This is a genomic window from Sphingomonas zeicaulis, from assembly GCF_050433225.1.
GTDB lineage: Bacteria > Pseudomonadota > Alphaproteobacteria > Sphingomonadales > Sphingomonadaceae > Sphingomonas_D > Sphingomonas_D zeicaulis.
The window spans coordinates 1,914,365-1,934,305 of the sequence record NZ_JBNPXQ010000001.1 but is presented as its reverse complement, the minus strand read 5'-3'; the positions used below and the strand labels follow the sequence as shown (position 1 = coordinate 1,934,305).

Annotated in this window: 20 protein-coding genes; 11 read left to right on the top strand and 9 right to left on the bottom strand. The window is 65.5% G+C overall.

Annotated features, from left to right (window positions below; all coding sequences use genetic code 11):
- Positions 1-202 precede the first annotated feature (202 nt).
- The 5 genes from FHS96_RS09090 (at position 203) to FHS96_RS09070 (ending at position 5,345) form a co-directional block, all read left to right on the top strand.
- A complete protein-coding gene (locus tag FHS96_RS09090) occupies positions 203-1,138 on the top strand; it encodes a LysR family transcriptional regulator (RefSeq protein ID WP_429589550.1) in 936 nt (311 codons plus the stop codon).
- Positions 1,139-1,230: 92 nt separating this feature from the next.
- Positions 1,231-2,235 (top strand): Rieske 2Fe-2S domain-containing protein, encoded by a 1,005-nt coding sequence (locus FHS96_RS09085; RefSeq protein WP_429589547.1) that lies wholly within the window; start codon positions 1,231-1,233, stop codon positions 2,233-2,235.
- 85 nt (positions 2,236-2,320) lie between these two features.
- Positions 2,321-3,127: an acetoacetate decarboxylase family protein gene (locus FHS96_RS09080; RefSeq protein WP_429589544.1), complete on the top strand. Its 807-nt coding sequence runs from the start codon at positions 2,321-2,323 to the stop codon at positions 3,125-3,127.
- On the top strand, positions 3,127-3,984 hold the full coding sequence (locus FHS96_RS09075; protein WP_429589541.1) for an SDR family NAD(P)-dependent oxidoreductase: 858 nt from the start codon (positions 3,127-3,129) through the stop codon (positions 3,982-3,984). Before FHS96_RS09080 ends, FHS96_RS09075 begins: the two co-directional genes overlap by 1 nt.
- Before the next feature lie 11 nt (positions 3,985-3,995).
- Positions 3,996-5,345 carry an MFS transporter gene (locus FHS96_RS09070; protein ID WP_429589538.1) on the top strand — a complete coding sequence of 450 codons (1,350 nt, stop codon included), beginning with the start codon at positions 3,996-3,998 and terminating at the stop codon, positions 5,343-5,345.
- A 105-nt stretch (positions 5,346-5,450) separates the two neighbouring features.
- Here FHS96_RS09070 and FHS96_RS09065 read toward each other — a convergent pair whose 3' ends face one another.
- Positions 5,451-6,344, bottom strand: a complete 894-nt coding sequence (locus tag FHS96_RS09065; protein WP_429589534.1) for a Coq4 family protein — start codon at positions 6,342-6,344, stop codon at positions 5,451-5,453.
- Between the two features lie 171 nt (positions 6,345-6,515).
- Between FHS96_RS09065 and FHS96_RS09060 the strand changes: the two genes are divergently transcribed.
- From FHS96_RS09060 to FHS96_RS09050, 3 genes are all read left to right on the top strand, one after another.
- Complete coding sequence (locus FHS96_RS09060; RefSeq protein WP_429589531.1) at positions 6,516-6,941, top strand: nuclear transport factor 2 family protein; 426 nt, start codon at positions 6,516-6,518, stop codon at positions 6,939-6,941.
- A gap of 93 nt (positions 6,942-7,034) precedes the next feature.
- Positions 7,035-7,706, top strand: coding sequence for an SDR family NAD(P)-dependent oxidoreductase (locus tag FHS96_RS09055; protein WP_429589528.1), 672 nt, complete (start codon positions 7,035-7,037; stop codon positions 7,704-7,706).
- 137 nt (positions 7,707-7,843) lie between these two features.
- Positions 7,844-8,713 (top strand): 3-hydroxyacyl-CoA dehydrogenase family protein, encoded by an 870-nt coding sequence (locus FHS96_RS09050; protein WP_429589525.1) that lies wholly within the window; start codon positions 7,844-7,846, stop codon positions 8,711-8,713.
- Positions 8,714-8,791: 78 nt separating this feature from the next.
- On the opposite strand, the gene FHS96_RS09045 is transcribed toward FHS96_RS09050, so the two are convergent.
- From FHS96_RS09045 to FHS96_RS09035, 3 genes are read right to left on the bottom strand one after another with little or no spacing between them, the layout of a single operon-like run.
- Positions 8,792-9,559, bottom strand: coding sequence for an SDR family NAD(P)-dependent oxidoreductase (locus FHS96_RS09045; RefSeq protein WP_429589522.1), 768 nt, complete (start codon positions 9,557-9,559; stop codon positions 8,792-8,794).
- Positions 9,550-10,473 carry an SDR family NAD(P)-dependent oxidoreductase gene (locus FHS96_RS09040; RefSeq protein WP_429589519.1) on the bottom strand — a complete coding sequence of 308 codons (924 nt, stop codon included), beginning with the start codon at positions 10,471-10,473 and terminating at the stop codon, positions 9,550-9,552. Before FHS96_RS09040 ends, FHS96_RS09045 begins: the two co-directional genes overlap by 10 nt.
- A complete protein-coding gene (locus FHS96_RS09035; RefSeq protein ID WP_429589516.1) occupies positions 10,445-12,853 on the bottom strand; it encodes a TonB-dependent receptor in 2,409 nt (802 codons plus the stop codon). The genes FHS96_RS09040 and FHS96_RS09035 overlap by 29 nt, the downstream gene beginning before the upstream one ends.
- 371 nt (positions 12,854-13,224) lie before the next feature.
- Here FHS96_RS09035 and FHS96_RS09030 point away from each other — a divergent pair, with 371 nt between their 5' ends.
- Positions 13,225-13,971: an SDR family NAD(P)-dependent oxidoreductase gene (locus FHS96_RS09030; RefSeq protein ID WP_429589513.1), complete on the top strand. Its 747-nt coding sequence runs from the start codon at positions 13,225-13,227 to the stop codon at positions 13,969-13,971.
- 27 nt (positions 13,972-13,998) lie between these two features.
- Here FHS96_RS09030 and FHS96_RS09025 read toward each other — a convergent pair whose 3' ends face one another.
- From FHS96_RS09025 to FHS96_RS09005, 5 genes are all read right to left on the bottom strand, one after another.
- Positions 13,999-14,763, bottom strand: a complete 765-nt coding sequence (locus FHS96_RS09025) for a helix-turn-helix domain-containing protein (RefSeq protein WP_429589510.1) — start codon at positions 14,761-14,763, stop codon at positions 13,999-14,001.
- 175 nt (positions 14,764-14,938) lie between these two features.
- Entirely contained in the window at positions 14,939-15,739 is an 801-nt protein-coding gene (locus FHS96_RS09020; RefSeq protein WP_429589507.1) for an SDR family NAD(P)-dependent oxidoreductase, read from the bottom strand.
- On the bottom strand, positions 15,739-16,188 hold the full coding sequence (locus FHS96_RS09015; protein ID WP_429589504.1) for a nuclear transport factor 2 family protein: 450 nt from the start codon (positions 16,186-16,188) through the stop codon (positions 15,739-15,741). The genes FHS96_RS09020 and FHS96_RS09015 overlap by 1 nt, the downstream gene beginning before the upstream one ends.
- Positions 16,185-17,351 carry a sulfotransferase family protein gene (locus FHS96_RS09010; protein WP_429589501.1) on the bottom strand — a complete coding sequence of 389 codons (1,167 nt, stop codon included), beginning with the start codon at positions 17,349-17,351 and terminating at the stop codon, positions 16,185-16,187. Before FHS96_RS09010 ends, FHS96_RS09015 begins: the two co-directional genes overlap by 4 nt.
- Positions 17,352-17,371: 20 nt before the next feature.
- Entirely contained in the window at positions 17,372-18,145 is a 774-nt protein-coding gene (locus FHS96_RS09005) for an SDR family NAD(P)-dependent oxidoreductase (protein ID WP_429589498.1), read from the bottom strand.
- Between the two features lie 171 nt (positions 18,146-18,316).
- Between FHS96_RS09005 and FHS96_RS09000 the strand changes: the two genes are divergently transcribed.
- Complete coding sequence (locus FHS96_RS09000) at positions 18,317-19,108, top strand: SDR family NAD(P)-dependent oxidoreductase (RefSeq protein WP_429589495.1); 792 nt, start codon at positions 18,317-18,319, stop codon at positions 19,106-19,108.
- A 3-nt stretch (positions 19,109-19,111) separates the two neighbouring features.
- Positions 19,112-19,873, top strand: coding sequence for an SDR family NAD(P)-dependent oxidoreductase (locus tag FHS96_RS08995; protein WP_429589492.1), 762 nt, complete (start codon positions 19,112-19,114; stop codon positions 19,871-19,873).
- Positions 19,874-19,941: the final 68 nt, after the last annotated feature.

Sequence of the window (19,941 nt, the reverse complement as noted above, 5' to 3'; positions counted from 1 at the left end):
CCCCAACAAAGGTACCGCCGAGATCAGCGAAGCTTGGCCACGCGCCACCAATCTTCGCGTCGATCCGAAATCGCCTTGTTTCGCAGCAGTCCCGCGAAAAGCGGGAGAGGGAGATCTCGCGCCACGTCCTGAAGGGCGGGCTTTGCCAATTCGTGGGGGTGCCGATACGCTCATGCCAGATATAACGAGGAGGGTGGCTGAGATGTCGGCTTGGCGCGGAGTCGAGGAGTTTCTGGCGGTGGTCTCCGCAGGGAGCTTCACTGGCGCGGCCGAAGAACTGGGCGTTTCCAAATCCTTCGTCAGCAAGACGGTGAATGAGCTGGAAGCGCGGCTGGGCACGCAATTGCTGATCCGCACCACCCGCCGCCTGTCGCTGACCGCGGCCGGCGAGATCTTCCACGAACAATGTCATGCGCTGCAGGAACGGCTCGTCGAGATCGAGCAGCGCGTCACCCAGTTCCAATCGGCGCCGGTCGGGCGGCTGCGGATCGGGCTCAGCGACATCTTCGGCACCGACTACATGTCCGCACTGCTTGCCGATTTCAGCGCGCTGCACCCCGATATCGTGATCGAGCCGGTCGCCTATCTCCACGAATCCGACGTGCAGCAGGAGCGGTTCGACGTCGTCATCCGCTATGGCCGGCTGCCCGATTCCGCTGCCAAGGCGCGGCTGTTCGGCTATCTTTCCTACTGCCTGTGCGCCTCGCCCGACTATGTCCGCGAACATGGCTGGCCAGCCGCGGTCGAGGATGTCTCGCACCACCAATGCCTGACCGACGCGACCGGCGTGTTCGAGTTCAACGGCGGCGATCGCGTGCGGCTGAAGGGGCGGTGGAAGAGCAATAGCGGCGTCGCCCTGCGCTGGGCGGCGCGGCGCGGGCTGGGGCTGGCGCATCTGCCGGTCAGCGTGATCCGCGCGGATCTGGCCGGCGGCAATATCCTGGCCTGCGATGCGGAATGGAGCTTCCACGACAAGGAAGTTTGGGTGGTCTTCTCACCCGGCATCATGCCGGCGGCGACGCGATCCTTCATCGATTTCCTCGCCGCGCGCTTCACCAAGCAGAAGATCCGGCCATGGGACTGGCCGCGCATGTCGCCCACCAACTATCCGCACGGGATTGTCCACGAGCAGGCATGATGCGTTTGCCGCGATGGGCTTTCTCTTTCGGGAGCGCGGTCTAAGCTTCCTCCATGGCCGCAGCAGACGGCCCCAGCGTTAAGGAGGCGAGGTTGCCGCAGGTCGAGCGTTTTCCGATGGGCATTCCCTTCGGCTGGTTCTTCGTCGGCTATGCCGACGAACTTGCGATCGGCGAGGTGAAGCCGCTCCATTATTTCGGCCGCGATCTTGTGCTGTTTCGCAATGAGGGGGGCGTGGCTGGGCTGCTCGATGCATATTGTCCGCATCTGGGCGCGCATCTCGGCCACGGCGGCACGGTCGATGGGGAGAGCATCCGTTGCCCGTTTCACGCCTGGGCGTTCAAGCCCGACGGCTTCTGCAGCGACATCCCCTACGCCAAGGCGTTTCCGCCAATCGCCAAGCGCGAACCGATCGCGCGGCCCTATCCGATCCGCGAGGCCAATGGCGTGATCTGGGCCTGGTATCACCCGCTGGGCGTGGCGCCGCATTATGATGTGATAGCGCATGACGAGTTCACCCGGCCGGGCTGGGCGAAGCCGCGCCGGTTCGACTGGCGCTTCGCGAGCAATCCGCAGGAAATCGCCGAGAACGGGGTGGACGTCGCTCATTTCGAATTCGTCCACAAGATGGACGCGGTGCCGGAGGGCACGACCAGCTATGACGGGCATGTCCGCCACAGCCACGCCGCCGGCGAACGCGCGGTGAAGCTGCCGGATGGCACGACGAAGGTCATCCCTTCCACCGTCACCACGATCCAGAACGGCGCGGGGCAGAAATTCACCCAGCTTACCGGGGTCGTCACCTTGTCTCTGATGGTGCTGGCGACGCCGGTGGAGGCGGATGAGGTGGAGCTTCGCTTCTGCTTCACCCATCCCGAGGTCGCGCCCGACAGTTTCGAGGCGCGCGCGATCGAGGCGGCGATCGCCAACACCTGCGGCCAGACCGGCGTCGCGGGCGACATTCCGATCTGGCACCACAAGATCCACCGGAAGCGGCCTTTGCTATGCGACGGCGACGGGCCGATCCTGCGCTTCCGCCGCTATTTCGAGCAGTTCTACGCGGATGCGGACACGCCCGGCAGCATCGCCGCGGCGTGACACGAACAGGGCCGACATGCGGACGCGGAAGGAGGCTCCTTTCGCGACCGGAGGATCGCGCCCGGCAAAGACGAGGAGAGAGGATATGAGCCGACTTCGCTATCTTCAGGGGCCCGCCGCGACGCGCTCGGCAGGTGCGCTGCGTAACACCGTGCGCAGCGTCCGTGCGGTCTATGAGACCGACGAGGCGGTCGCGCGCGCCTTGCTGCCTCAGCCGCTGGTCGGGATCGAGCGGCCCGAGGTGTGGTTGCAGATCGCCCATGTCGCGATGCATGTCGCCGACGATCGCACAGTCGAGATCGGCGCGCTGACGATGGGGATCAACTGCACCTATGAGGGCACGCCCGGCGCCTATTGCTTCCACATGGCGATGGAAGGGGAGAGCGTCGTCACCTCCGGCCGCGAGCGTTTCGGCGAGCCCAAGAAGGTTGCCGAGACCAGCTTCGAGCGCCAGGGCGATCATGTCCGCGCGACCTGCAGCCGCCACGGCATCACCTATTTCGAAATTGAGGGGCGGATCGGCGCGGAGAATGACGCACCGCGGGCGTTCGAAGAATATTTGTTCTGCTACAAGGCGCTGCCGTCGATCGACACGCCCGGCCAGTTCGACGGGGATGTGTTCCTGACCCGCCTCAACTGGAAGCGCAGCTATACCACTCGCCGCGACATGACGGGCGAGATCCGGCTGGCCGAGTCGCCCTACGATCCGCTGATCGACATTCCCGTGCGCCGGCTGGTTTCTATGGAGTATGTCGAGGGCGCGACGCAGACCAGCGGGCAGATCCTGCGCACCGTGCCGGGCGACTGGATCGCGCCGCACTGGATCGGTCGCTATGACGAGCCGACCAACGGCGGCGTCGATCTCGCCCAGCCGGCGGAGAAGGCGGCCTGATGCAGTCGTTCGCGGGGCGGGTGGCGGTCGTCACCGGGGGTGCCAGCGGGGTCGGTCGTGCGCTTGCCGAGCAGCTTGCGGCGGCCGGCGCGCGGGTGGTGATCGCGGATATCGACGCGGCAAAGCTCGATGCGGTGGCGGCCGAACTGGCCGGCGACGTGGCGGGCATCGCGGTGGACGTCACCAAAGAGGCATCGGTCGAGGCGCTCGCCGGTCAGGTGTTCGACCGGTTCGGCGCGGTGCACCTGCTGTTCAACAATGCCGGCGTCGGACTGGGCGAGGCGAAGAAGACGATCTGGTCGCTGCCCGCAAACGACTGGCATTGGGGCATCGACGTCAATGTGATGGGCGTGGTCCATGGCATCAAGGCGTTCGTGCCGCGGATGCTGGCGTCGGGCGAGGAGGGGGTGGTGATCAACACCTCGTCCACCAATGGCGGGCTGCGATCGCTGCCCAACACGCCGATCTATGCCGCGACCAAGGCGGCGGTGACGAGCATATCAGAGGTGCTCCACCAGCAATTGCTACGGGAAGGTGGGACGGTGCGTGCCGCGGTGCTGTTCCCGGGGCCGCACACGGTCAACACCGCGATCATGGCCTCTCGGCTGGTGCGTCCGCGCGAATATGCCGGCGCCGAACCCGAGGAGCCGGTCGCCTATCGCACGATGCAGGATCTGCTGAAGACCACCGGGCTGCAGATGCAGTTGACCGAACCGGAGGAGGTTGCCAGCTTCGCACTGGAGGGGGTGCGGAACGGAAGATTCTGGCTGCTCCCCGAAAGCGAGGAGGGGGACAGGATGATCCGTTTGCGCACGGAGACGCTTCTGGCACGCGCCAATCCGGCATCGGCCTGGTGACGGCGCCGCCGATGGCGTCGATCCTGAAAAAAGCCGCCCCGGCGAGCGATGTCCGCACCGGCGGCGCCTATCGCTGGTATGTCGTGTTCGTGCTGTTCCTGGCGTACAGCTTCAGCGCGATCGATGCGCGGGTGCTCACCTTGCTGGTGGTGCCGATCAAACGTGATCTGCAGCTCAGCGATTTCGAGATCAGCCTGTTGCAAGGCTTCGCCTTCGCGATCCTCTATAGTTTGGCGGCGATCCCGATCGGCCGCTTCGTCGATACCAGCCGCAAGCGCACGCGGCTGGTGGTAGGCGGTGTGCTGTTCTGGTCGGCGATGACGATGGTCTGCGGCATGGTCCGCAGCTTCGGCGCGCTGTTCGCCGCGCGGGTTGGCGTGGGCGTGGGGGAGGCGACATTGAGCCCCTCCGCCTATTCGCTGATCAGCGACTATTTCGATCGCAGCCGTCGGGCGTTGGCGATCAGCTTCTACGCGATCGGCTATCCGATCGGCAGTGGGCTGGCCCTGATCCTGGGGGCGGCGCTGCTCGACCATTTCACTGCGCGGGGGCCGATCGAGATGTTCGGCCTCGGCGCGCACCAGCCGTGGCAGATGGTGTTCATCGCCGTCGGCTTGCCGGGTCTGCTGATCGCCGCGCTGGTGATGACGATCCGCGAGCCGGAGCGGCGCGAGCTGGCGGCGGCGCATGGCGCGCGGATGCCGCTGTCGGCGGTGTTCTCCTATCTCGGAGAGCGCTGGCAGCTCTATGGCATGTTGCTGGGATCAACCGCGTTGATCGCCATGCTCGCGATCGGCACCAGCGTCTGGTACCCGACCTTCCTGATCCGCACCTATGGCATGAGCACGGCCGAGGTCGGCTTCTATTTCGGCACGGTGATGCTGGTGTGCGGCACGATCGGCACCCTGACCGGCGGCTGGTTCGCCGGGCGGTTGGTGCGGAGCGGGCAGGCCGATGCCAATATGCGCATCGTGCTGGTCGCGACGATCCTCAAGGGCGTCCCGTTGGTGATCGGCCCGCTGATGCCGACGCCGCAACTGGCATTGGCGTTCATGGCACTGGGCACATTGGTCGGGCAGGCCTCCCAGGGCGTGCTGCTCGCGGCGATCCAGGATGTGACGCCCAACCAGCTTCGCGGCCAGGTGACCGCGCTGACATTACTCGGCGTCAACCTCGTCGGCATGGGACTGGGCGGCTCGGTTATCGCGGCGATCACCCAGTTCGGCTTCGCCGACGAGGGCGCGCTGCGCTACTCGATCGCGATCACCGGGGCGGTGGTGCTGCCGTTGATCGTGCTGCTGATCGTGGCAGGAATGCCGGCGTATCGGCGGGGGCTGCAGGAGATGACGGATGGCCGGTAGCGCGGGATTTTAACCCCTCCTCTGAAGGAGAGGGGCTGAACATTCCTCCAAAACAAAAGGGGCCGGTCCTACGACCGGCCCCATTACCCCCTTCTGCCTGCGTGCTTACTCCGCGGCGGCGGCCATCGCATGGTCGTCGTTGGCGGAGCGGGGATCTTCGCTGACGGCGGTCGTCCATTCCCATTCGCCCGGCGGCGGCGGGTTGGTGATGCCGAATTCCTCGCGCAGATCCTTGATCTGCCAGTCGAGATAGTCGCGATAGGGGATCAGGAACAGCGGGTGCTTCCACGCCCGGCCCTGCGCGGCGCCGATATCCTCGGCGTCCAGCTCCACCTTGAAGGCCTCCGGATAGAAAAGGCCGCTCTTCAGTGTCGTCTTGGCCTTCAGATAGGAACTGACGCGGTTGAAGAAGGCGGCCAGCTCCGGCACGAAATATTTGTAGAGCGCGCGCGAATTGGCGGCGAGCAGCGCGACTTCACCAGCATGATTGGTCTCGAAGCCGGTAATCATATGCTCGATATCGTGGGTGTGCGTCCGTTCCTTCATGTAGAAGTCGAAGTCGGTCTTGATCTCCATTCCCTGGAAGAAATGGTCCATATTGTAGCCGCTGTTGACGACGAAGTCGTAGATCACCGCGCGCAACGTGCCGGGTTCGGCCCCGGCCAGTTCCTCGGTCTTGAACAGTGAGACCTTGCGGCCTTCAAGCCAGTTCTTGAACTCCGGCAGGCGAGCTTTCTCTTCCTCGAAGAGCTGGAAGATGCGCGGCCAGTTCTCAAGCTCCATCAGGATCTTGACGACATTGGGGATGAAGGCGGTGTTCGGCAGGTCCGGCCCGTTCCGGCGCAGCATCTCCTGCGCAATCAACGTGCGCAGCTCGCCATGGTTGAGATAGGGTGACGAACTGATCAGCGTCGAACTCTCGGTCGTGAACTTCTGGCCGCTGCCGTTGTAATAGGCGAAGTCAGCGTCGCTGACCCGCGACGAGATTTCATTATCCATGCGCTCTCTCCCAATGGCTGGGGCGCCAGGCGGTCGCTCGCACGCCGCCGGCATCCATTTCGGAACCTAATTCCTTAATTGGTTGACGGCAAGCGAAATGGCGGCGAGATGCTGGCCGTCCACCGCGATTTGCGTATCATCGGGCGCAGCATGATAACGCAGGAGATGATGATGGATGCGGATCGTCTGGCGATTGCAAATCAACTGGGGCGCTTTGCCCGTATCCTTGACGCGCGGGACTGGGCCGCGGTGGGCGAGGTGTTCGCAGAAGATGTCGCGTTCGACTATGGCGACGGGCAGGAGCAGGCGGGCATCGCCGCGCTGCGCACGCAGTTCAGCAGTCATCTTGATGGCTGCGGGCCCTCCCAACACCTGATCGGCAGCGTGATGATCGCCTTCGACGATGCCGGGGCGACCAGCCACGCCTATGTGCAGGCGCGGCATCAGGGGCGGGGGGATCGCAGCGATCGCATCTTCGATACACATGGCGACTATGTGGATCGCTGGGAACGCCGCGCGGAAGGGTGGCGGATCGTCCGGCGTGATGCGCATTGGTCGATGCACATTGGCGATCCCGCCATACTTGGCCCAGGCTGACCGAGAGGATCGTACATAGGATGTTTCGAGCGCGGCCGTTGGCACGGCCGGTGTCCGCGCGCTAATCGCAGGACAAAGAGGAAGGGAAGGATCATGGGGAGCATCATCGTCACCGGCGCGTTCGGCGCGCTTGGCCGTGCGGTCGTGGCGGAACTGGGCGCACGCGGGCTTGAGGTGGTCGCTGTCGATATCGCCCCCGCGCCCGATGGCTTCGGCGCGCGGCTGGCGCTGGGGGGTGTCGACCTTGCCGACGAGCAGGCGGTGGAGGCGGCCTATGCGACGGCAGCGGCCGAGACCGGCGCTATCGATGGCCTCGTCAACGTCGCCGGCGGCTTCGTGTGGCAGCCGGTCGAGGGCGGCGCGCTGGAGAATTGGGACCGGATGTATCGCATGAACCTGCGCACCGCGGCGGTCTCGTCGCGTGCGGTGCTGGCGCATCTCGCGGCGCCGGGCGGGGTGATCGTCAACATCGGCGCTGCCGGCGCGGCCCAGCCGGGGATGGGGATGGCGCCCTATGCAGCGTCCAAGGCGGGCGTGCGCGCGCTGACCGAGAGCCTGGCGGAAGAACTGCGCGGGCGCGGCATCCGCGTCAACGCCATCCTGCCGACGATCATCGACACCCCCACCAACCGCGCCGACATGCCCGAGGCGGACGTTTCCGGGTGGGTGCAGCCGATCGGCGTTGCCCGCACCGTCGCTTTCCTGCTCTCCGCCGAGGCGGGCGCGATCACCGGGGCGAGCATCCCACTGTCGCTGCCGGGCTAAGACGTTCGCTCAAAGGAGGGCCTAGGCAATTGTGCGGATCGACGCCGCGATGATGGCGCGTCGGGGCCGGCATCGGGTCTTGCGCTCGCGGTCGCTCGGGTGGCACGGCGGCCGTGACACGCAAAGGGAGATTGCCGATGGATGTCGTTGGGGTGATTGGCGCCGGCCAGATGGGCTCGGGCATCGCGCAGGTGGCCGCACAGGCCGGCATCAAGGTGTTGCTGGCGGACGTCTCGCTTGAGGTCGCCAGCAAGGGGAAGGCCGGCATCCTCAAAATGCTCGACCGCGCAGTCGAGAAGGGCAAGCTCGAAAGCCATGCGCGCGATGCCGCCGCAGCGGCGATCGAACCGGTCGGCGATCTCGATGCGCTGGCGGGTGCCGGGCTGGTAATCGAGGCGGCAACCGAGCGCGAGGATCTGAAGCGCACCATCTTCGGCAATGTCGGCAAGCTGCTCGGCCCCGATGCGGTGCTTGCGACCAACACTTCGTCGATCTCGATCACCCGCCTCGCCCAGGCGGCGCCCGATCCGGCGCGCTTCATCGGGCTTCATTTCTTTAACCCGGTGCCGCTGATGCCGCTACTGGAGATCATCCGCGGCCTCGGCACTGCCGACACGACCGTCGGGGTGGCCGAGGCGTTCGGCAAGAGGGTGGGCAAAACGACGATCATTGCCGCGGACAGTCCCGGCTTCGTCGTCAACCGCATCCTGCTGCCATTGATCAACGAGGCTTGCTTCGCGGTCGGTGAGCGACTGGCCTCGATCCCGGACATCGATGCCGGCGTCAAGCTGGGGCTGGGCCATCCGATGGGCCCGCTGACATTGGCGGACCTGATCGGACTCGACACGGTGCTGGAGATATTGCGCGTGTTCCAGGCGGATTTCGGCGACCCCAAATATCGGCCCGCGCCGATCCTGGCGAAGCTGGTGGAAGCCGGCTGGCTTGGGCGCAAGACCAAGCGCGGGTTCTATGATTATTCGGGCGCGGAGCCGGTGCCGTCGTTTTAATTCTTGCTTAATAGGGTGGGGGGCGGCGCTTTGGCGCCGGGCACTCGCCGTGCGAGCGTAACCCCTCATCCGACTGACCTAGGGCCTCAGCGATGCGCCGCCGTCGACCGCGATGACCTGGCCATTGATCCATTCGCCGTCCGGCGAGAAGAGCATGGCGACCATCGCTGCGATGTCCTCGCTTTCGCCCAGCCGCCAGTGACGATGCACGGCAAGCACCTGATCCTGGAATTCCTGCGGCATCGATTGCTTGATCTGCGCGGTCAGGACCATGCCGGGCGCGATCGCGTTGGCGCGCACGCCTTCCTTGCCCCAACGACTGGCGATGTGGCGGACGAGAGCGTTCACCGCCGCCTTCGTCATCGCGTAAGCCACGCGTTCCGGCTCGCCCATATGCGCTGCCGACGATGAGGTGACCACGAAGGCGCCGCGATTGGCGACGAGGTGGGGCAGGGCGTGGCGCGCGCAGCTGAGCGTGCCGCGCATGTTGACCGCAACGGTCGCATCGAACGTATCGAGCGACAAGGTCATCGCATCGCCGTCCTCGCGGATCGCGCGCATGTTGGCGGCATTGGCGTGCATGAAATCGAGCCGGCCGAAGCGCTCGACCGCAGCGGCGACCAGCGCCGCCACGGCGTCGTCGTTGGCCGCGTCATAAGCCATGCCGGCGCACATGCCGCCGGTTGCCTCGATCGCGGCAGCCGCCTGCACGGCCGAGCCACCATCGAGGTCGCCCAGCATCACCGCGCAGCCCTCTGCCGCCAGCCGCTCGGCGGTCGCGGTGCCGATGCCACCGGCACCCGCGACGACGGCGACCTTGCCCTCCAGCCGGCGCATTACGCCCATTCTGCCAGTGCGACGATGCCGGGGTGCGACAGCGCCGGCGGCTCAGCCGGTGCCAGTGTGTCGCGCGCATCGAGCGATCTTACGGTCAGCGCTTGATCATGCGGCCATTGCATCGAATAGGCGATGCGGCCGGTACGCTCGGCGGCCGGCAGATGGCACATGTCGAGCACCGTCTCGGCGAGATAGGCGACATCCTCGGTCGGATAGCCCTCCGGGATCAGCTGGGCCGCGCCCGGGGTGCGGATCGCGGTGGAGGGCGCGACGACATTGACCGCGATGTTCGCATCGACAAGCTCAGCGGCAAGGCCCTGGCTGAACCGGTTGAGTGCCGCCTTGACTGCGGCATAGACGGTGTCGCCGCCGGCGCGGGCATAATCAAGATAAGGGCGGATCGGCGGCAGCGCGGTGACCGAGCCGATATTGACGATCCAGCCGCCGCCCGCCGCGCGCAGCCGGGGCGCGACAGCGCGGCTGAGCGCGAAGGGCACCTCCAGATAATGGAGCATGGTGCGCGCGAAGGTATCGTCGGTCATGTCTTCGACGCGCGCATAATCGGCGAAGCCGGCATTGTTGACGAGGATGTCGAGCCCGCCGGCGGCTTCCGCGGCACGGTCGATCAGCGCTTCGCGCTGCCCACGGTCTTCGAGGTCGGCGGGCAGGGCGATCGCCTTGCCGCCCGCCGCCTCGATCAGCGCCACCGTTTCGTCGAGCGTGCCGGCCACCCGCTGCTCGGTGCCGAAGCGAAGCAGCGCGGCCGGCGCCGCCGCCGAGCGCGCGGTGACGACCACCGTCGCGCCGGCTGCGGCCAGCCGCTGGGCGATCGCGCGCCCGATCCCACGGCTGGCCCCGGTTACGAGCGCGACGCGCCCGTCGAGCCGGGGGGCGTCAGAATGCGAAGCCGAGTTCGACGCCATAGGTCCGTCCTCTTTCATAGGTGCCAACCAGCGACAGCACTGGCGCGCCGAAGGCGATATAATCCTTGTCGAAGATGTTCTGACCGAACGCCGAGATCGAGATCTTGCTGCCGCCGATCGGCAGGTCGACGAGGCCGACGCGCGCGTCCACCAGCCAATATCCAGGCTGACGGTTGAGATCCTCCAGCGCTTCCTGGCCGGTGGTGATGTTGATGAAGGGCGTGGAGGTCAGATAATAGGCGCTGCGGTAGCGCCCTTCCACGCGGCCCTGCAGATGGCTGCCGTTGGCGAATTCGGGCGCGTCATATTGCGCCGACGCACGGGCCGTCCACCGCGAATTGTAGGTCGTCCGTGCGACGTCCGCGACATCGACGCCGTTCAGGATGAAAGTTTTATAGTCGAGGTCGGCGAGACCGATATTGCCGCTCAACGTCAGGCCAGGCAGCGGGATCAAATCCGCTTCGACTTCGAACCCCTTGATCGATGCCTTGCCGGCATTATCAAAGAACTGGCGTCCATTGATGAAGTTCTGTGTCTGCAGATCCTTGTAGTCGCTGTAGAATGCGGCGAAGTTAAGCCGCAGTCGGTTGTCGAAAAGCTGCGTCTTGGCGCCGACTTCGTAGGAGATCAGAGTCTCAGGCTTGTAAGGGATGCCGCTGAGAATGCCGCCCGCCACATAGCCACTGGAGATCTTGCCATAGAGAGTGGCGGTGTTGGTAGGCCGCCAGGTTACGATGCCGGTATAGTTGAGCTTTTCGAAAGAGACCTTGTATTTGCCGATGCCGAGCTGGCCACCCTGGCCGCCGGCAATGCTGAAGATCTCCAACTGGCGATCGTCGATCGTGTACCGCAGGCCCGCTGCGATATCGATCGTATCGCCGATGTGAAACGTGCCCTGCGCATAGCCCGCCATCGAATCGTTGATCGACAGCGTGTCGGTGGTGCCGCTGCCGAACGCGGCGTCGAGCGGGCTCGGCACCACTCGGCCGCCGGGGATCGGCGAGAGAATTCCGAGCAGATCGACCGCCGGCGAATTCTCGTGGAAGTAGAAGAGACCGGCCGTGAGATCGAAATTGTCGGTCTGTACCTGGAACTGAAGTTCCTGGCTGAACTGCTTCTGCCGCGTGTCACGCGATGTAAGCAGCGAATAGAAATAATCGTTGGGTCCCGGCGCATTGGCCGGGTTGAACAAAATCCCTTGAATCTGCGCCGGCGTCAGCCCCGGCGTGATGAACGCCGCGAACTGAGCGAAGCTGAAGCGCAGACCGCCGGTCGCCGCGAGATCATAGATGTTGGGATCCTGGCGGAACTTGCGGAAGGCGGTAATGCTCTTCACCGTCAGCACGTCATTCGCTTCCAGCGCCAGTGTCAGGCTGTGGCCTTGCGTCACGACATGCTCGACGCTGGTGCCGTTGGCCACCGCATCGAGCCGTTCGTCGGGCGCGTAGTTGGTGATGCCGCCGAAGAAGGGCTGAAGGTTGACGATCGGCTGGAGCAGTTGGCCCGACTGGTCGGGTATCACACCCAGGCTCTGGATCGCGCGGCCGGTGGTGCGCGCGTCGGTATAGTCGAAGCGATAGTCGGCGGTAAGGTTGCCGAACTCACCGCGCACCGCGACCTGCCCGCCATCGATATTACGCACGCCCAGCTTGCGCGCGAAGGTCAGCCTGCCGAAGCGGGGATCGCGCAGCGACAGGTCGATCGTCTGGCCTCCCAGCAGATTGGTCGCATCGCCATCGATCTGGTCGTGCAGATAGGCGAGTTTGATCGAGAAGGGTCCGAACTGCGGCAGGTTGATCACGACCTTGCCGCGGATCGCGTCATAATTGCCGTAGGAGACGTTGCCGCGCACCTCGAACTCGCCGGTGGGCGGCGCGCTGACGAGGCTGATCGCACCGCTGGTCGCGTTGCGGCCGAACAATGTGCCTTGCGGACCGCGCAGCACCTCCACACGCTGGATATCGGCAAGATCGAAGATCGAGCCGACGGTGCGGCCAATATAGACGCCGTCCAGATAGATGCCGACCTTGGGATCGACCGCATTGTTCGACACGCCCGAGGCAACGCCGCGGATCGCGATCGACGGGTTGCTTTGCAGGCCCTGCGTCTGGATCTGAAGGCTGGGCGCTAGGCCAGCGAGGTTCTTGACGTTGGTGACGCGCAACGTGTCGATCGCCTCGGCGCCGATCGCGGTGACGGCGACGGGCACTTTCTGCAGGCTTTCCTCGCGCCGTTGCGCGGTGACGACGATATCGCTGAGCGCGGTCTCGCTGACCGGGTCCGCCTGGGGTGCCGGGCCTTGGGCGGCATCCTGCGCGTACGCGACGGTCGAAAAGCTAGAAACGCCGGCAAGCGCCAGCGCGACGATTGTGAAGCGCATTAATCCTCTCCTGGATCGACGCCGTTTCTGGACGGCCGCATGTGCGGCCAGCCCGGTCAACACGCCCGTATCGGGTTCGCGCTGAACGGGTTTTAGATCATGTCGCCATCCGCGCCGGCTGCTTGCTCTTTGCGCGGTCCGGCGCGGCATTCGCTACGCGGAAAATCCCTTGGCCATCAGATTGCCCCTCTCCTTCGTCTTTATGACTTGCGCTTTATAACACGACGCTCTTTACGCAAACAGTGAAGCGAGTGCTGATCGAATGGCTAAACCAATCAAGCGGGGCGTCAAGAGGGTGATCGACCAAAAGCCCATGCATTGGTGTTTTTATGAGCGGGAGAGGCGGGATAATGGGCGAGATGAATGGACGCGTGGCGATCGTAACGGGCGGCAGCGACGGCATCGGCCGCGCCACTGCCGCGCTACTGGCGCGCGAGGGTGCGCATGTCGTCATCTGTGCACGGCGGCCGGAGGTGCTGCGCGCGGCGCGTGACGAGATCGCCGGGCACGGATCGGTCGAGTCGCATGTGCTGGACGTGGGCGATGCCGCGGCGTTCGCTGCCCTCGTCGCTGATATTACGGCGCGCCATGGCCGGCTGGATGCGATGGTCAACAATGCGATGGCGGTCACTTACAAGGATGTGCTCGATCTCGAGATTGCCGAGTGGCGTTCGGATTTCCGGGTGAATGCGGAGGCGGTGTTCGTCGGCACGCAGGCGGCGATGCGAGTGATGATCCCGCAAGGCTCGGGCGCGATCGTCAACATTTCCTCCCTGAATGGGCTGCGGGCGATGCCGGGCATGGCAAGCTATTCGGCGTCGAAGGCGGCCCTCATCCATTTCAGCGCGGTCGCCGCGGCGGAGGCGGCACCGCACGGGGTACGGATCAACGTCGTGGCGCCTGGGCAGGTAATGACGCCGGCGACGATGGCGTTCGCAGCCGCTGATCCGGAGCGCAACGCGCGCGTGTCGGAAACAATCCCGATGCGGCGCGGTGGGCGGCCCGAGGAGATTGCGGAGGCGGTGCTGTTCCTGCTCTCCGACCGGTCCTCGTTCGTGACGGGGGCATGTTTGCCAGTGGATGGGGGCAAGGTGGGACAGTTGTTCGTGCCGGGGTGATGTGACGCAAGTCCATCGGGCACGTCGCTAAGGTCCGATCAGCGTTTTCATCGATCGTGCCACCGCCAGCACTGCGTGCCACTCCCCCGGCAACGCCGCCGTGCGCCGGTCGTCCAGTTCGATCGCGCGCAAGTCGGCGCGGAAGGCCTCGATGCGTTCGCGCATCCGCGCCACCCCCAACGGCGACAGCTTCACGGTTTCCGCGCCGAAGATTGTCTGCGGATCGGCATAGTCGATCGAAGAGAAGAACTGCTTGAGGTTGCGTTCGAAATGGCGGCGCATCGGCACGCGCTGCCACGCATGGGCGGGGCTAAGTCGCGCGCGGACGCGGCCGCCGGGGAGTCGGTCGACCAGCGCCAGCCGTTCCAGCTTGGCGACATGGCGTTCGACCACTTCGGGGGGAATATGAAAGCCCTCGGTCGCCTCGCTCAGCGGCCAGCCCTTCACGATCAGGAAGAAGATCGTGGAGATGTTGGGATCCTGGGTCAGCGCCTCTTCCTGCGCCAGCGTCAGATGATCATTTTCCTGCGCCGCCAGTCTGCTTTCGTCGGTGAGTTCGGCGAGGCTGGTGCCGGCGAGCGTTGCGAGGCGGCCAAGCGTATTGAGGCTGAGCCCGCGGCCATGCAGCCAGCGCTTCACCGTGGCACTTCCGACACCCAGTTCGGCGGCAAGGCGGGACTGCGTCCAGCCCGCACCGCGCAGTGCGCGACGGAGGGCCGCAAGCAGCGCCGCCGTCTCGCCAGTCGCTGGATCATCCGAAGGCGCGTCGGGGATCGTCGCGTGATCCGTCATGGCAAAGCTCGCACGACGCGCGGATGGGGCATGGCTTAGTCTCTCCCTCGCGATGTCCGGGCCGTTGTTCGACGCCAGCGGTCCGGCGTCCAACCCTTGACTGATCCGGCCGCAGGCGCTGCCCGCGGCCGGATCTCTTATTTGCCACTACTTTCGGAATGTTTCAGCCCAAAGGTCAACGGCCGCCATTCGCCGGAATGTCGATGCCGTTGATGAAGCCCGCGCGCGGATCGGCCAGGAAGGCGACGACATGCGCGATATCGGCGGGTTCGCCGATGCGTCCGGCGAAGTTGGAGATCATCTCGTCCTGCACATGGGCGGTGATCGATGCCCAGTCATCGTCCCACCCCTGCGTCTTCGCCATGCCTTTCAGCCAGCGGTCGGGCCCGTCCGAATGGGTAAGGCCGGGGCTGATGCTGTTGCTGGTGATGCCGGTGCGCGACAGCGCCATTGCCAAGCTGCGGGTGAGCGATCGGATCGCCAGCTTCGCAGCCTGATAGTCGGGGATCACCGTCATCGGAAAATCGGCGCTTTCGCTGGACAGCTGGATGAACCGGCCCCACCCGCGTTCGCGCATGCCGGGCACCGCCAGCCGCACCAGCCGCACGATCGAGCCGACGTTCGAGTTGTAAGCCCTGTTCCAAAGCTCCGCGTCGACATCGAGCCATTGCATGGTGCCGGTGCCGGCAGATTCGCCACCGGCATTGTTGACGAGGATGTCGATGCCGCCGAGCGCGGCCTCGGCGCCCGCGAACACGGCGGCTGCGCCGTCGTCGTCGGAGAGCGAACCACTGACGGCATGGACGACGCCGCCCGCCTGCGCCACCCGGGCACGTGCGGCCGCCAGTCGTTCCTCATCGCGCCCGTGCAGGCAGACCGCGGCACCTTCCTGCGCGAGCCGCAGCGCGATGCCTTCCCCAAGCCCGGAACTCGAACCGGTGACGAGTGCACGCTTGCCATCGAGAGGGCCAAGCATCAGCTATATTCCAGCTTGATGCGGGTCAGCCGCGTCGCCGACATCAGCCAGCGATCGCCGACCTTCGTATAGCGATCCTCATAATGGCCCCAGCCATGCATCCGCCCGGGTGGGAGCACCGGATGCCCCTCGGGCACCCAGAGCCAGTCCTCCATCGACCAGATCGCCTTAGCCTCGGTCTCCGAGACGATGTCGATCCGCGGCATATAGCCGAAATGGGCGGTCTTCACCTGGCCCAGCACAAAAGCGTTGTTCTGCGCGAACGCCCTGGGATCGTGCGACAGCAGGTCCGGATTGTGCGGCTCCACCGCCTCGCGCATGTCGGTTTCGGCGTCGGGCGTGAAGTTGGCGACCAGCGCCTCCCAGTCCTGCTCGTCGATGCAGCGGAAATATTCCGCCTTGCAGCGCTTGACCGCCTCGATCGCGATCAGCGTGTCGAGCGGGCTCATGCCGGCACCTTTTCGTTGAGGAAGGCGGCGCGATAGTCGGCGAAATCATGCTCCACCTGTTCACGAGTGAGGCCGAAATCCTCAAGCGCATAGCGGTGCGGCGCGCGGCCCTCGCGCTTGTTGGCCTCGACCCATTCGGCCATGCCGGCCACGATTTCCGGTGTCACAGTGATGCCGGCCTCGGTCAGCACGCGCTTGCCTTCCTCGATCGGCTTGGTGGTGGTGTCGGTGTAGCGGACGTCGATAAAGCTCTCCGCGCCGGCCTTGCTGCGCACCGACATGAACAGGTCGAGCAGTTCGGCGAGGCGCTTTTCCCAGAAGGCACCGATCCGTTCGCGATCGACCGTCGACGCCATGTGATAGAGCGTCGTCATCATCGAGCAGTAGGAGGGGACGGTCTGCACCGGATCGCGGTGCGTCATCACGATCTTCGCGTCTGGGAAGGTCTCGAGAACGCCGTCCAGAGCCATCAGGTGGCCCGGCGTCTTGAGCACCCATTTCGCACCCTTGCGCCCCTTGTCCTGCCACTGAAGTGACTGCAGAATCTCCTTGAGATCCGCATAGCAGCGCGTGCGGCTGTTCTCGACAAGCCAGCGGGCGTAGCTCGGAACGTAATACATCCCCTCGATCATCGTAGACGAGAACAGAAGGCCGAGGATGATGAGTTCCTCGTCCGACTGGTCGATGCTCATCGGATGGATCGACATCAGGTCGGGTGCATGTTCGAGCATGTAATCGAGATAATATTTGGCGGCTTCGCGACGCGGCTCGGGATTCCCCGGCTGCTCGTCCGCGAACGGTGCATAATTCTGCGCCTCCCACCATTTTACTCCAGTCATCCCCGGCGCCGAGGAGAGCATGCGATGGAGCATCGTGCTGCCGGTGCGCGGCAGGCCGACGACGACCGCGGCGACATCGATCTCCTCATCGAGGATCTCGGGATGATCCTTGATGAGCTGAACATGACGCAGGCGGTTGGACAGCGCGGTGACGATCATCGTCTCGGCACCCGCCACACCGATCTCGGTCAGCTCGGACTCACTGTTGAGCACCGGGATCAGTGCGTCGAGATTTTCGAAGATCCACGGATCCCCGAAATCGCTCAACCCCGTCGCCGCCTCGGCGCGCGCGGCGAGCGTCGCGCGGTCGCTTACCTGGCTCATAGTCTTTCCCCTCCGCTCGATCAGATGCCGTAGCCGCCCGCTACGGCGAGTTGTTGTCCGGTGGTGTAGCCTGCGCGTGTCGAGGCGAGGAAGGAGACGGCGTGGCCGATCTCCTCCGCCTGGCCCCAGCGGCCGAGCGGCAGTTGCGCCTTCACCTCGGCGACCCATTTGTCGTCGAACTGGCCCTGGGTGAGCAGTTCGTGGAACATGCCCGCGTCGATCACGCCGACCAGCACGGTGTTGGCGCGGATGCCATGGCCGCCTTCCTCGCGCGCGATGCCGCGCACCAGCGACTCGTTGGCGGCCTTGGGCGCCACCGACAGGCCGTCGCGCGGCGGCCAGGCGAGATCGCCCGCCGAGCCGAGATGGACGAAGGAGCCGCCGCCCTGTTCGCGGAAATGCGGGATCAGTGCCTGGGTGGCGGCGAAGAAACCGTGGACCTCGACGTCGATCGCGCGCTTCCATTTCTCCAGCGGCGTCTGCGAGAGATAGAGCTGGTCGACCAGCGGCCCCGCCGCCCACACCATGGTGTGGACGCGGCCGTGCGTGGCGACGGCGGCGTCGCGCGCGGCATCGATCGTCGCCGGATCGGTTGCGTCGACCGCGTGGAGCGAAACGCTGCGACCAAAGTCGCGCAATTCGTCGGCGATGGCCTCGGCGGCATCGCGCTTCGACCGGAAGCACAGCGCGATATCGCTGCCGTCGCGAGCCAGCGCGCGCGCGGCGGCGGCGCCGAGACCACCGGTGCCGCCCATCACCATGGCAGCGCCTTTAGGGAAAATCGCTTCTGTCATGCCCGATCCTCTCGGCTGGCATCCGCTTCGCATTCCGGCGGATTGCTCGTTTCGGTTCGTTAAATTGCAGAATGAAGTTCGCAAATCAACACGCAAAGCTTGACATATTGCGTCGATATGCCGAGTCTTGCGTAACAGAGCCGGTGTCAGCCGGCCGACAGGAGGATGCGGATGGGACGACTCGCCGGCAAGGTTGCGATCATCAGTGGCGCAGCACAGGGGATGGGTGCGGCGACCGCGCGGCTCTTCGCTTCGGAAGGGGCGAAGGTGGTGCTGGGCGACGTGCTGGACGAGAAGGGCCATGCGGTCGCAGCCGAGATCGGCGACGCGGCATCCTTCCGGCGACTGGACGTGCGCGAGGAAGAGGATTGGGCCGCGATCGTGGCGCACGCAGGGGAGCGGTTCGGCAAGCTCGACATCCTCGTCAACAACGCCGCGGTAACCCATTTTGGCGCCGCCGAGGAATTGCGCAAGGCGGATGTCGAGCGCGTGCTCGGCATCAACCTCATCGGCACGATGATGGGGGTGAAGCATGCGGTGCCGGCGCTGAAGGCGAATGGCAAGGGCGTGATCGTCAACATCTCGTCGGTGGACGGGCTGCGCGGCTGCAATGGTCTCGTCGCCTATACCGCCAGCAAATGGGCGGTGCGCGGCATCACCAAATCCTATGCTTATGAATTCGGGCCGTGCGGCATCCGCGTCGTCTCGATCCACCCTGGCGGGGTGAATACGGAGATGGGCAATCCCGGCGGCGAGACGGCGGAAGCGGTCAACGCACGCCATTTCAGGCGTGTGCCGCTACAGCGCATCGGCGAGCCTGAGGAGATCGCACGCGCCACCCTTTTCGTATGCAGCGACGAGGCGAGCTACATCAGCGGCGCCGAGATTGCTGTCGATGGCGGCTGGACGGCGGGTCATTACGAACCGGCGCTGCCCGGCTGCGCGCCGAGCCTGATGGCCTGAACCATGGGAACGCTCGACGGCAAGGTGGCACTGGTCACGGGGGCGGGGCAGGGCGTCGGCCGGGGTATCGCGCTTGCGATGGCCGCGGCCGGCGCCCGGGTCGCGGTGGTTGGCCGCACGCAGGCCAAGGTGGAGAGCGTCGCGGCGGAGATCGCGAGCGCCGGCGGACAGGCGGAGGCCTTCGCCTGCGATGTGAAGGATCCGGCGTCGATCGCTGGGCTGGTCCATGCTGTCGCGGCGGCGCTCGGCGGCATCGATATCCTCGTCAACAATGCGCAGGAAGTGCCATTGGGTCCGCTTGCGGATGTGACCGACGCGGCGTTCGAAGCCGGCTTCGCGTCCGGCCCGCTGGCGAGCTTCCGATTGATGAAGGCGTGCCACCCGCACCTTTCGCGCGCCGCGGGCGGGGTCATCGTCAACCTCGCCACCTCGGCGGCGCGGCGATGGGATATGAGCGGCTATGGCGCCTATGCGGCGGTGAAGGAGGCGACGCGCGTGCTGACCCGCGCCGCCGCTGCCGAATGGGGTCCGGACGGCATCCGCGCGCTGACCATCGCGCCGCACGCGGACTCGCCAGGCCTCAAGGCCTGGATCGAGGCGCGGCCGGACGAGGCCGAGGCGTTCTTCCGGACGATTCCCCTGCGCCGGGTGGGGCGTTGTGAAGAGGATATCGGCCGGGCAGTTGCGGCACTGTGCGGCCCGGAGTTCGGCTATCTGACGGGGGCGACGGTGCCGCTGGATGGCGGCCAGGCGAATTTCGATTGAGGTGGGCGATGACAGCTGAGGTCGCGCCGAACCTAGCCCCTCCCCTTGAGGGGAGGGGGTGGGGCGGG